We start from the raw sequence: 12,414 nt of genomic DNA, 5'->3' as shown, positions 1-12,414 counted from the left end.
CCGCCTCACCCACGCCGCCCCGCGCGACTCGGATTCCACCCGCCGACCCGTGGGCTCCCGCGTCACCCGGCTGCTGCACGGGCGGCTGCGACGTCTTTCACCCAGACGGGCCGCCGTGATCGCCGCGCTTCCGGGTGCGACATAGCCTCGGGGACGTGACGAGGAAGCCGACGGCCGCGCAGAGCCGGAGTGCTGCTCGACGGGCCGCCGAGGCGATGGCCAAGCGCGCCGAGGAGTTCGCCGCGCGCGAGAAAGCCCTCGAAGCGCTCGTCACCACGTTCCACACAACGGCCGAGCAGGCCGAGAAGGTCCGCACCGCGGCGGCGAACAGGGCGGAGAAACTTCGCGCCGACGCCGAGGCGAAAGCCGCGACGGTACTCGCCAAAGCCGAGGCCGACGCCGCGGTCTTCGATGAGAAGGCCGCAGCAGCCGTGCGCGAGATCCTCGCCGCCGGAGAGAGCCCGGAGTCCGTCGCGGAACTGACCGGCTGGCCACTCGCACGAGTACGCCAGGCACAGCGCACGCTGGCGTCACGTGCCCCCCACGCGGGGGAACAGGACTGAGTCCGGCGAACGACCATCGAGAGGAAAACCGATGGCACCGGGCGCTGGAGACGTCCTAACCTGGCGGTCATCCGCACCGTGGGAACCAAGTAACCCGGGCTCGTGTGAGCCGTGAGAGAGACGCCGGAAGCTGAGAAGGCGTCGCCGCACCCCGGGTGAATCCACTCCCGCGCACGGACGAGCGACGCCGTGGCCAACCGTCCGGCCCGTGGTCCGTCGGCCTGCCCGGCCGTCAACAGGGCAGCGAGGCCGCCCGCAGGGGCGGCGAAGGCGCGGTGGCACCGCGAGCACCCCGCTCGCCCGCGCCCCGAAGGGGATCACGCCGGCCCCTGACCGGGGCCGGACGGACACGGGAGCAGCCATCGTGCTCGACCCACATGTGATCAGGACCCAGACAGCGTACGTATGCGAGCGCCTGGCCGCGCGCGGCATCCACCCCGACTTCGCGACCTACCTCGCTCACGACGCCGACCTCCGCGCGGCGCGCACCAGGGCTGATGAACTGCGCGGCGGACGCAGGCGCCGCGCCCGCGCCTTCGCGGCCCTCGAACCCGGCGATCCCGCCGCCGCGAGGATCCGCGAGGACGGCGCCGCCGCGGCCGACGACCTGGCGGCGCTCACCGCGCACATCGCCCGCCTCGAAACCGACTGCCGCACCTTCCTCGAGGCCCTGCCCAACCTTCCCGATCCCGACGTGCCGGCTGGAGGTAAGGAAGCCAACCGGGTCCTTCGCACCCTCGGCGACGCACCGGCACTGCCCGAGGGCCGGCTCGACCACGTGGCGCTCGCGGAACGGCTGCGCCTGATCGACTACGAGCGCGGCGTGCGCATCGCCGGCAGCGGATTCTGGAGCTACCGCGGAGCCGGCGCGAGGCTGGAGTGGGCGCTGCTCAACTACTTCCTCGAGCAGCACCTGACCGCCGGGTTCGAGTTCGTCCTGCCGCCACACCTGGCCACCGTCGAGAGCGTCTACACCGCCGGGCAGTACCCGAAGTTCGCCGAAGACCTCTACCGGATCGATACCAGCGGCGCAGGCCCGCAACTGTTCCTCCTGCCGACCGCGGAGACCGCGCTGGCGAACGTGCATCGCGGCGAAGTCCTCGACCCCGACCAGCTGCCCGCCCGGTACGTCGCCTACACCCCGTGCTACCGGCGCGAAGCCGGCGGATACCGCACCGCTGAGCGCGGCACCCTGCGCGGGCACCAGTTCAACAAGGTCGAGCTGTTCTGCTACACCCGGCCCGAGGACTCCGACGCCGAACACGAGGCGCTGATCGCACGCGCCGAGAAACTGGTCGCCGACCTCGGCCTGCACTACCGGGTGACCCAACTGGCTGCGGGCGACACCTCCGCGGCGATGGCCCGCACGGTCGACATCGAGGTCCGCCTGCCCTCCCTCGACACGTACGTCGAGGTCTCCTCGGTCTCCAACGCCCGCGACTACCAGGCCAGACGCGGTCAGGTCCGCTACCGCGAACACCATGGCAAACCACAGCTCGTCCACACCCTCAACGCCTCCGGACTCGCCACCAGCCGCCTACTGCCCGCGATCCTCGAACAATGCCAACAGTCCGACGGCACGGTGGCCGTGCCCGCAGTGCTGCACCGGTGGACCGGCACCGACACGCTCCGCGTGCCGTGATCACCTGATCCATTGGGCAGTGCAGCTACGTCACTGGTTACTGCCCACGTGCCGCCCCGAGGGCGGCACGTGGCGGCACGACGACGTCCGGGGCGGACGGAATTCCGCGGGTCTCCGTCCGCCCCGGCGGTGACGCCTGCGGCCGTTGGTATCAGCAGGGACTCGAGCCACCGGTTGGTGCCGTAGTCGCGTGCCTGCATCCAGCAGGCGGGGCCTAGCGCGGATCCGCCGGGCGGGCGCGTGATCGCGGTGATGCGGTGGACGAACGCACTGCCGCCAGGCCATACGGCGGTGGTCACTACGGCCTCGCGCCGGTCCGGCAGGTCGGGCGCGCGGGGCAGGTCATCGGGTGCGAGGCGTTCGAATCCGGAGTGGTTGACGGAGACGTAGCCGAGCCAGGATTCGACGGTGTACGCGGCGGCAACCGCCCCGATCTGCTCGGCGCGGCGGTGCAGCTGCACGTTGCCCGCCGCGTCGGGGACGCCGCCCAACAGCACGATCAGTTCGGCGGCGCCGTCGGCGCGATCAGCATCAGCTGCGGGAAGGTGATGCCGATCTTGAGGTGGGACAGCTCGCCCGATCGGTGAACCAGCGTGCAGGCCTGCTCGAGCATGAGCGGGTGAAATTCATCATGATGCGGTTTTCCGTGATCGATTCCGCGCGTCACGGCGCAGCGCCCGTCTGGGGGACGCGGCGCCGTGACGCGGGTGCGTGGACACCGGATTGGATTAGTGCGCTGCCGTGGCGAGGCGGCGAAACCTGCGCGGCTTCTCGCACGTCATCTCCGCGTCACCGGTCTTGACCAGGACATCGAACACGTTCGCCACCGCGCCACTGGACTTCTCCAGTGCCTTGCCGACCTGCGATGCGGTGAACTCGCCGTCCGGGTGCGCCGCGAGGTACTCGGCCACCAGCGCCCGCAGTTCGCCCTTACCCAAGCGGACCGTCACGCCAGTCTCGGACGGCGGCGCTACCGCAGGATCGGGCACAGCAGCGGGCTCGGTCGCGTTCTGCCCGTCCGACTCGACGCCGCGGCCGGCGGCCACCTGTGGCGCCGCACCTTGCCCGGCCTCCTCCTCGGGCTCCGGCTCTACCTTGGTCTCCTCCATGGCCGGTTCCGGGTCATCGGCAGGCTCGGACTCCGCAGCCGTGGGCAGAGCTGCGTGCTCGGGTGTCGGCTCGGATCCGGGCTCGTCGTGTGCCTTCGGAACGGACGCGTTCCCGGGCTCGGCTCCGTTCTCGGGTATGACAGGCTCGTCGCTCCGGGCGACCTCTCCCCGCGCATCTGACGTAGTGCCAGATTCTCCTTGCGGGTCCGGTTCGACTTCCTCCGCGCTGGTTTCGCATGCAGCATCCAGGGCGGAGCCGGGCTCGGCATGATCGTGCTCGTATACGCCTGACGCGGTGGCAAACCACAGGTCGGGGGCGCTGTGGTCGGCGCTCCGATCGGCGCGCTCCCGCCGAGCGAGGCCTGTGCCCTCGAGGGCGGCCAGAACGCGGGCGGCGGTAGAGCGGCCGAGCCCGGCGCGCTCGGACAGCTCGGTCACGCTCGCTCCGTCGTCAGCGGACAGCGTGGCGAGTATCGCGCTCATCGACGGGGTCAAGCTGCTTGTGGGTTCAGATGCGGACATGGCTCTTCCCTGGTCAGAAAGTGATTTCGGGTGGTCATGCCCCGGCCGGGGCGCGTCCGGAGCGGTACCGGGCGCTTGGAGTTCCGTCCCGTTCGGCACGTGCTAGCGGTGCGTCGTCACGGGGCGGTGTACAGATACAGCCATCGATACCCTGATGAAGTCAAGCGGCGCGACCGCCCGATAGGATAAACACAGGTCAGCGGGCCTATTGTGCCGAGGATTGATTGATGGCCGTTCCGGGGATCGACAGTTGGCCAGTTCGCCGGGGGCCGGCATTGCCCGCCACTAGGCTGCACAGCGTGACGAACTAGCTGATCACGGTTACAGGCGACGTGTGTTGATCCGCTTGAGGACTTCTTCAAGTTGGTCGGCTGAGGCTCGTGGGGATCGCCAAATAAGGTTCAGGTTGTCGCCGCGCCATCGAGGCACCACGTGTGCGTGGAAGTGGAAGACGTCCTGGCCGGCGGACTGACCGGTGTTGTGCTTGACGTTGACGCCATCGGGCTCGAGAGCCGAGTTGAGCAGAGCGGCGACTCGATGCACCGTGGCGGCGACCTGACCGTGTGCCGCTTCGGATATCTGATAGAGATCGCGCGTGTGCGTACGTGGGACAACCAGTGTGTGGCCTGGAGAGGCGGGCCTGATGTCCAGGAACGCCACGGTGTGCTCGTCCTCGAGGACGCGATACGACGACTGTCGGCCAGCGACGATCTCGCAGAAGATGCACTCGTTCACAACGATCACGATCGCATCCAGTCTGCCCCGAGGACTACCGGTTTCCGGGATCGTCACACGGCGCCGCTTCGCTCATGATCGCGCGGAACTTAAGGTCGACCACCACCCTGAAGAACTGGCCAACTGTCGATCCTCGGAGCGGCCAGCTAGGGCTCTTCGGCACACCTATGCATGTGGCCAATCCGTGGCGAAGACGTGTGGGACGTTGAACCGATGATCGACATCGTCGGCGCCGAGAACTCGCCTAGCCGGAACGGCGCCGCACGGCCCAACGCCGGAGCCGTCCGTCATTCCGCTGTCGGACCCGGCGGTTAGGGTCGGGTGCGTGATGGACGGCGGCGGTGCTCGTGTGAGTGTGGCTCAGGTGCTCGAGGTGCTCGGCGGCTCCGTGCTGCTTGTGCCCGAATCCACCCTCGACGCCCTCACCTGCGAGGTGCGCGCGGCCTTCACCGCCGCAGCTGAGCAGAGCACCGGGGCTGCCGTGTTCGTCGTACCCGACGAAGTCCTGGCCGACTTCTAGCGCCCTCGCCGCTTTCGAGAATCTCGCGGCCGGATGACCCTTTCGGCCGCGGCCGCGAATCCTCGACCGTCCGTGGGTACCCATTGCCATCGCTGGAGCCCTGCGGGTGCGGCACCGATGACCGCACGCCTACGCTGGGTCATTCATGTCGGACAGGCGCAGGTTCGACGTCGATTCCCTGTGCCGAGGGCGAAACTGGACTCGCGCCGAAGCAATCGGGGCCGGCCCTATCGGCCATTCATGACAAGCGAAGAGTCCGGCCCGGCACCGGGGGATGGTGTCGGGCCGGAACACGCTCGACCCGCTCGGATGGGGGGGGTATCCAGCGCGGGCGGCGCCTGCCGCATACGCGGCATCAGGCCCACACTAACGCTTGTACAGCCCGGCCGCCATGGCTGGATGTCAGTACACGCACACTGGCCAGGAGTTGAGGGTCTCGTCCCCGGCGGCTTGGAAGTTTCCGCGGCGGCTGGTATGCCCGGCTCACAACAGCTCCCCTATGACCGGGAACGCGGTCAACTCCGGCGCCGGCTCGACTCGACGGCACAATTCCCTCAGTCCCATTCCGGGCCGGCGATGGGCGTGGCGAAGGCGACGGCCTCCCAGATCGCCCCTGGCGTGATCAACGCTAGTCCGTGCAGCAACGCGGCGTCAGGCTGCGCCGGGCGGTTGACCGACTCCTTGCGCGAGGAGGCGTGCGGCCTCGCGCCGGCTCGGGGCGTAGAGGGGTTCTCGTTCGTCCGCCCAGGCGAGGAGTTCGGCGCATTTGAACAGGCGCATGAGCTTGCCGGTCGGGCTCTCGAGATCGGCGCGGCGTAGTTCGTAGATCGTGGCGGCGATCGCGGGGAGGGCGAGGGATCCGGCCCACAGGTTGGCGGCGTCCAGGCCGCGGGGGGCGCGCCCCCAGTCCTCCCAGTCGAGGATCCACAGGGTCGGTCCGGTCATGTTCGCCCAGTTGAGGTCGGCGTGGGCGGTGGTCCATTCGTCGAGCGAGACCTGTGCGCACTCTGGGAATACCTTGGTGATCGCGGCGCCGACGCGGGCTGCGTTGATCGGCTCGAGGTCCGGGGTCGCGTTGCGCGCCGTCGGGTGGCGGGCCAGTTCGCCAAGGGCCGCGTTGCAGGCGGCCCACCAGGACGGGGGAAGACCGGGGGCGTTGGATGCGCGGCCAATGGGTGCCTGATCGATGTACGCGGTCTCGTCGGCTCTCCACATCACATCGCGTTCGGTGTCGAGCCAGGAAAGCCCGGCGTGCCACGTCGGGATGGGCACCTCGCGGATCGCCGCTGCGGATTCGAGTCCCCAGGCTTGGCCGTCGAGGCGTTCGCGGCCTCGGCATTCGATGCGCACCCAGGTGTTGCGCTCGGTCCGGAATCCGATCGAGCGCCGTTTCCGTACATACGTCTCTGGTCCTTCGTCGCATACGGCCGCTTGCAGCGCGGCCTTGACGCGCGCGAGCACATCGGGGACGTCGGTCTTGCGCAGGTCGAGGCGCTGGGCAGCGGGTCGGACGGTCATCGGGGACTGTGCTCCTTGGCTCGGACTGAGGCTGATGCGGGCCGGAGAGGAGTTCGCCACAATCGCGTGCCAGGGCCGGTGCTTAACCCGGCCCGGACACACGAGCGGGGTGCAGGCTTAACGCACGAGGGCGAGCACTTCGTCGCGCAGGTCGGCCATCGCGGTTTCGTTGTCGGCCTCGACGTTCAAGCGCAGCAGCGGCTCGGTGTTCGAAGGGCGCAGGTTGAACCAACCGGTGGCAAGTACGACGGTCAGGCCGTCCATGCGGTCGAGTTCGACGTCCTCGCGGCCGGCGAAGTGCTCCTCGACCTTCGCCAGGGTTGCCGCGACGCCGGCGACCTCCGTGTTGATCTCCCCGGACGCGGTGTACCGGCTGTACTGCGCCACCAGCTTGGACATCGGCAGGTCGCTCTCGCCGAGGGCCGCGAGCACGTGCAGGGCGGCGAGCATGCCGGTGTCGGCGCGCCAGAAGTCGCGGAAGTAGTAGTGGCCGGAGTGCTCGCCGCCGAAGACGGCGTCGGTCTCGGCCATCAGGGACTTCATGAACACGTGGCCCACGCGGGTGCGGGCGGATTGCCCGCCGTTCTCGGCGACGATCTCGGGGACGGCGCGGGAGGTGATGACGTTGTAGACGATCGTCGAGCCGGGTGCCTTGGCGAGTTCGCGGGTGGCGATGAGCGCGACGATCGCGGACGGCGGTACCGGTTCGCCGTTCTCGTCGACGACGAAGCAGCGGTCGGCGTCGCCGTCGAAGGCGAGGCCGATGTCCGCGCCGCTCTCGCGCACCTTCGCTTGCAGGTCGATCAGGTTCTTCGGATCCAGTGGGTTGGCCTCGTGGTTCGGGAACGAGCCGTCGAGTTCGAAGTACATCGGGGTCAGGTCGATGGGCAGGCCGGCGAAGACGATCGGGGCCATGTGTCCACCCATGCCGTTCCCGGCGTCGGCCACGACCTTCAGCCGCCGAATACCGGTGAGGTTCACCAGCGAGTTCAGGTACGCGGCGTAATCATCTGCCATCGGCCGGGCGATGATGCTGCCGCGGGCGCCGTCGTGAACGGGGATGCCCTCTTCGATCAACTGCCGGATCTGGCCGAGACCGGTGTCCTGCCCGACGGGCTTGGCCCCGGGCCAGCACAGCTTGAGGCCGTTGTACTTCGCCGGGTTGTGGCTCGCGGTGATCATCGCGCCGGGCAGGTCCAGCTTCCCGGAGGCGAAATAGGCGAGGTCGGTGGAGCCCAGCCCGGCGTCGATCACGTCGTAGCCCTGGCTGGTGACGCCCTCGGCGAACGCGGCGAGGAACTGCGGGCTGCTGGTGCGCATGTCGCGCACCACGACGATGTCATTCTGGGCCAGGCGCGCGAAGGCCGCGCCAACGGCACCCACGATCGCGTCGTCGAGTTCGTCCGGGACCACGCCGCGCACGTCGTACGCCTTGATGACCTTCGAAAGGTCCTGCATCGCTTCGTATTCCTTCCGGTCTTTCAGATAGTCAGGTCGCCAGGGTGGGTCACGGCGGCCGAGGGTTCCACCCTAGAGAAGAACTCGACCCGGACTGGGGTGTTCGAAAGCGGCGTTTAGGGCGCGATTCCGATCAGGCAGCCCCATATGCGGATGCTGACAACGTTGCGCCGCTGGATAGCTCATCACTCCCGAGAGAGTGAGCTCTTTCGCGTCGTCCCGCGCTCGCGCCTTGGCCGCGAAGACCGGAGCGCACAGAGGCCACTGCCTCGGCGGCCAAGCCATCCGCGAGGCGTCATAGGAATCCGCCTTCGTGGCGCGTGGCTCCGCCACCATGCACGAAATCGGTCACCGCGCTCCCCGGCAACGGTGGCGGAGCGGTCAGCGTGCTGCGAAGGCGCAGGCCGTCGGGCGAACGGAACCCGATCTCCGGCCGTGGTCCCACTCCACCGAGTCACGCTGCTCTGGCCGAAGAGGGAGTAGGTGATTGGCCAGGGGGCACACCGCCCGACACCGTGGCGGCCCGGGTGTACGCCGGTTGACGGCGGCGTCAGCTCAGATCAGTCCGCCTGATCGCTCATCGCCGCCGTCCGCCCGCGCCGGCTTTTCGCCCCGCTGTCGGACGGTGCCTGGCGCTGTGGGACGCGAACTGTTCCAGCGTGGTGCTTGTTGTCGAACGAGTAGCCACGCAAGGGTGTGGGAGCGGTATGGCTGGGCGTGGTTCGTCGCCCTCGTGCACGGGCGATCAGTGCCAAGGTCTCGGGTGCGGGTGCCAGTTCGTCGGCGTTCAGGCGGGACGTGAGCAGGTCGCAGGTGGCTAGCGCGTCGGCGTGATGGCCGAGCGAGAGTTGCGTGGTGATGATCTGTCGGTAGACCTCTTCGTTGTCGTCGATGTCGAGTGCGCGCTCCCACCAGCCGAGCGCTGCCTCGCGGTCCTCGGCGTGGTCGGCGAGTTGCGCGAGGAGCGTGGCGGTGGCCAGCGCGTCCCGGCGCGCCTTGGTGCGCGGGGCGATCATCCACTCTTCGTCTTCGCCGGCGAGTAGATCGCCGTCGTAGAGGTCGAGGGCTGCGCGTGCGGCGGCGGTGCGCTCGCCGACGTCGCGGGTTCGCGCGGCCAGGGTGCGCAGCGCGGTGAACGCGGCGAGGTCGACGGCGACGGTCTGGTCGTTGAAGATGTAGCGGTGGTTGGCCTGGGTGATGTAGCGCCCGGGGTTGCCGGCCGGGTCACCGCAGCGCTGTCGCAGAGTCTTGCGCAGGTCGTAGACCGCGTTCTTCACGGTGACGCGCAGTGCCTGGTCGTCGTGGTCGGGCCAGAGCACGGCGAGGTCGTCGAGGTGCTGGCCGTAACGTCCTGCCACTGCCAATTTCGTTGCCGCCCGCCATGCGTCGCTGCGCAGCCGGGCATCGACGGTGCCGGTGGGGGTTGTGATGGCCCGCACGCCCAATACTTTGATTCGCACGGGGTGTGCGGCGTAGTCATCGATGATCTGCTTGATCGGGTCTGGGCTCTCAGCGGCCACGAGCAGCAGCGGCCCGGTCTCGGCGCACCGCGATCCGGCATCGCTTGTCCTGGCCGGCTCCTCGCTCGCCGGCTGCGCGTCGGGGGCGAGGATCCGTACGGGGTGGATCACGGCCATACCATGCGCCTCCGCGTGTGTGTTCTCGGTAGGCGTGCCCACCTCGCTGTCGGTCTCGGGCACCGGCGCGGATTCCGGGTTGTCCGCAGCAGTCTCGTCGGAGTCAGCTGCCGGCTCGGTGATCTCGTCGGGTGAGGGTTCGGCGGGCCCGGGATCGGGTTCTGGGATGGCGAGTTCGCCGAGCGGGTCGGGGGCGATGGGCAGGCCCTGTTCGGCCGATGCGTCGCCGGTCGCCTCGGCGAGCAGCTCGAGCGCGGCGGACAGCGCGGCAGCGGACAGCTGGAAGGTCCTCGCCCGCGTCGTTGTGTCCGGGCCGGTCAGGTGGCCGTGGGTGTCCACGTGCCAGGCCTGTGCGGACGGGTGTTCGCCGAGGAGTACCGCGTGCACGCGTAGCCCGGCTCCGGCCTGGACAGTGGCACTCACGCGCCTGGCGGTCTCGGGGCGGGCTACGGCGATCAGGACGACGGGCGGGAAGTCGTCCTCGTCAGGAAGCTGCTCGAGGGTATCAGCCTCATGTTCCTCAAGCATCCGGGTGCGGTAGGCGGTGTACTGCTCGAGTTGGGCGAGGGCGCTGTGGCCGTCGTCGAACAATTCGAGGTCTGATATGGCCGTCAGCTTGGCGGGAAGGTCGTTTCCGGCGACGTCGAGCAGCAGGGCGGCGTCGGTGCCGGAGATGAGTAGACGCGCTCCGTCGTGGCGGAGTTCAGCGGCGGACAGGACAGCGGCGGCTATGGCGCGTGCGGCGCCGAGCGCGCCGGGGCCGTTGAGGGCGAGGGCGGGTGCAAAGTCCTGTAGAGCAAGGATGCGTCCGTCGACCGCCGCCACGGCGAGGGTCGCCGGCCCGGTCTCGACCTGCCGCGGGTCGCGATCCTCGTCCGCCTCGGCGGGTGCGCATGAGGTCGGTGCGTTCTCGGGTGCAGCGGAATCAAGGATCGTGGGGTCCGGCTGCTGATCCGTTGCGAACCCTGGGCCGGTCGGGGCTCCGAACTCGTCCAGCTCCGTCGCATCGTCCTGCGCCGCCGGGATTGATCGTGATGCGGGTCGCAGCGGGACGGGCACGGTGAGCGGTTCGGGCTGGTGTTGGCCGGGGGTGGGCCAGTAGCAGGTGCCGTGCCAGCGGCGGCGTCGGCGGGCTCGGGCGAGGGCGAGGGTGAGGGCGGCCAGCACACTGGCCGCGAGCGCTCCGCCTTCGGCCAGTTCGGTCCAGTGTGGGCCCGCCGACGTGGACGGCGCGGGTCGGTGCTGTTCGGGCACGGATACAGCGTGAGTACGCTCCAGAGCCGGGGTGCTGGCAGTGCTGGACGGGTCAGGGGTGGCGCGCGTGTCCGCGCCGGACGAAGTGGGTGTGTCGCGTGCTGGACTAGCTGACGGGGTTGGGGCGGATGCGGGAGTGTTGGGCGCCGCGGTATGGCCGGTGTCGGGGGCGGAATGAGACGGGCGGGGTGTCGATGAGGTGGTCGGCGCGGTGGCGGTATCGGTGGTCTCGAGTATCCAGCCGGGTTTGATCAGGTCGGGGTTGGTGAGTTCCTCTCCGTCGCTCTGGGCGTGGCCGGCGTTGAGGACGTAGAGCTTCTTCCAGTCCTTGCCGTTGCCGTAGTCGGCTTCGGCGATGGCGTAGAGATTGTCTCCGGCCACGACGGTGTGGGCGGCTTCGGCTGGGTGGGTGAGTGACGTGCCGGTCGTATCGGCGGTGGTCTTCGTCGAGGCGACGATATCGGTGCGCTCGGCGGGGGTGAGGGGCGCGGTGGCTGCTGATGCGCGGGCTGGGACCTGGTCGGTGGTGGCGGCGTGGGCGGGGGCGGCGGTGCGGGCCATCAGGGCGGTGATGCCGATGGCGGTGAGCAGGATCACGGCCAGGGCCTGGGTGGGGCGCAGTCCGGGGATGGGCCTTATCTCGACGCCGCGCAGTAGTGCGATCGTTTCGGCGGCGAACGAGACGGTGATCAGGAGCCAGAGCAGCCAGATGACGATCGCGATGGCGTCGAGGTAGATCTGGTCGCCCAGGACGGGTCCGGTAACGTCCTTGCCCAGCTGTGTGAGCGAGGTCAGGTGGTGCGGGAGTGGCCAGCCGATGTATCGGATCAGGCCGTAGGGCAGGCCGGCGAGCAGGAAGACCGCGAGGGCGGCGGCGAGCAGGGCGCGTGCCGTCAGTGCCGCGGTGTGGGCGGCGCGGGCCAGCAGACGTGCGGGGGCGGGTGCGCTCATAAGAAGGGCCTTAGGTGCTCGGGGTTCCGGCAGGGAGTCGGCTGGGTGTCAGGTGCCCTGTTCGGCGGTGGCGTTGGCGGTGGCGTGTTCGGTGAAGGTGCCGATGCCGATCGCGGAGAGAATCTCGGTGGGCTGGATGTGGGTGACGGTGACGGTCACGACGTTGCCGTTGACGTTGGCGGTGCCGGTGTCGCCGGTGGCGGCGAGGTAGTTCTCGGCGGCTTGGATCGCGGCGGTGTCGTTGAGGACGGCGTTGCCGGTGGCGCGGAAGACGCCGAGGTCGATCTGCTGGGCGCCGACGCGTGCGGCTTCCTGGGCTTCGTCGAGGGCGGTCACGCGCCCGGACAGGGCCCGTCCTCCGTCGAATACGAGGCCGGCCAGCACGAACAGGGCGAGGACCATGATGACGGTGAACGCGGTGACGAATCCGTCCTGCTCCGTGCCGGTCGCGCTGGCGCGCTGGCGCAGCCGCCGGACTGAACGATTTATCAGGGGTTTCATGATC

Annotated in this window: 10 protein-coding genes; 3 read left to right on the top strand and 7 right to left on the bottom strand. The window is 69.3% G+C overall.

Going from position 1 to position 12,414, the window contains the following annotated elements; all coding sequences use genetic code 11:
- The first annotated feature begins 155 nt into the window (after positions 1 to 155).
- Together ACTRO_RS37115 and serS are read left to right on the top strand one after the other, a co-directional pair.
- Positions 156 to 563: a hypothetical protein gene (locus ACTRO_RS37115; RefSeq protein WP_157436668.1), complete on the top strand. Its 408-nt coding sequence runs from the start codon at positions 156 to 158 to the stop codon at positions 561 to 563.
- 364 nt (positions 564 to 927) lie between these two features.
- Positions 928 to 2,205 (top strand): serine--tRNA ligase, encoded by a 1,278-nt coding sequence (gene serS, locus ACTRO_RS37110; RefSeq protein ID WP_034270782.1) that lies wholly within the window; start codon positions 928 to 930, stop codon positions 2,203 to 2,205.
- Positions 2,206 to 2,704: 499 nt separating this feature from the next.
- On the opposite strand, the gene ACTRO_RS47770 is transcribed toward serS, so the two are convergent.
- The 3 genes from ACTRO_RS47770 to ACTRO_RS37100 all read right to left on the bottom strand — a co-directional run bounded on the left by ACTRO_RS47770 (position 2,705) and on the right by ACTRO_RS37100 (position 4,580).
- The gene (locus ACTRO_RS47770) at positions 2,705 to 2,872 is read right to left on the bottom strand and encodes a hypothetical protein (protein WP_157436667.1); all 168 of its coding nucleotides are present in this window, start codon (positions 2,870 to 2,872) and stop codon (positions 2,705 to 2,707) included.
- 61 nt (positions 2,873 to 2,933) lie between these two features.
- Complete coding sequence (locus ACTRO_RS37105) at positions 2,934 to 3,836, bottom strand: MarR family transcriptional regulator (RefSeq protein WP_084316827.1); 903 nt, start codon at positions 3,834 to 3,836, stop codon at positions 2,934 to 2,936.
- Between the two features lie 321 nt (positions 3,837 to 4,157).
- Positions 4,158 to 4,580 carry an HIT family protein gene (locus ACTRO_RS37100; RefSeq protein ID WP_169740004.1) on the bottom strand — a complete coding sequence of 141 codons (423 nt, stop codon included), beginning with the start codon at positions 4,578 to 4,580 and terminating at the stop codon, positions 4,158 to 4,160.
- A gap of 340 nt (positions 4,581 to 4,920) precedes the next feature.
- Between ACTRO_RS37100 and ACTRO_RS47765 the strand changes: the two genes are divergently transcribed.
- Positions 4,921 to 5,091, top strand: a complete 171-nt coding sequence (locus ACTRO_RS47765; protein ID WP_157436665.1) for a hypothetical protein — start codon at positions 4,921 to 4,923, stop codon at positions 5,089 to 5,091.
- 651 nt (positions 5,092 to 5,742) lie between these two features.
- Here ACTRO_RS47765 and ACTRO_RS37095 read toward each other — a convergent pair.
- The 4 genes from ACTRO_RS37095 to ACTRO_RS37080 form a co-directional block, all read right to left on the bottom strand.
- The gene (locus tag ACTRO_RS37095) at positions 5,743 to 6,609 is read right to left on the bottom strand and encodes a hypothetical protein (RefSeq protein WP_034270772.1); all 867 of its coding nucleotides are present in this window, start codon (positions 6,607 to 6,609) and stop codon (positions 5,743 to 5,745) included.
- Positions 6,610 to 6,726: 117 nt separating this feature from the next.
- Positions 6,727 to 8,067: a phosphomannomutase/phosphoglucomutase gene (locus tag ACTRO_RS37090; RefSeq protein WP_034270769.1), complete on the bottom strand. Its 1,341-nt coding sequence runs from the start codon at positions 8,065 to 8,067 to the stop codon at positions 6,727 to 6,729.
- 560 nt (positions 8,068 to 8,627) lie between these two features.
- The gene (locus tag ACTRO_RS37085; protein WP_034270767.1) at positions 8,628 to 11,909 is read right to left on the bottom strand and encodes a BTAD domain-containing putative transcriptional regulator; all 3,282 of its coding nucleotides are present in this window, start codon (positions 11,907 to 11,909) and stop codon (positions 8,628 to 8,630) included.
- 48 nt (positions 11,910 to 11,957) lie between these two features.
- A complete protein-coding gene (locus tag ACTRO_RS37080) occupies positions 11,958 to 12,410 on the bottom strand; it encodes a pilus assembly protein TadG-related protein (RefSeq protein WP_034270766.1) in 453 nt (150 codons plus the stop codon).
- Between the last annotated feature and the right edge of the window lie 4 nt (positions 12,411 to 12,414).

Origin of the sequence: Actinospica robiniae DSM 44927 (genome assembly GCF_000504285.1) — a bacterium.
Lineage (GTDB): Bacteria > Actinomycetota > Actinomycetes > Streptomycetales > Catenulisporaceae > Actinospica > Actinospica robiniae.
This window is presented reverse-complemented; position numbering and strand designations above follow the sequence as displayed.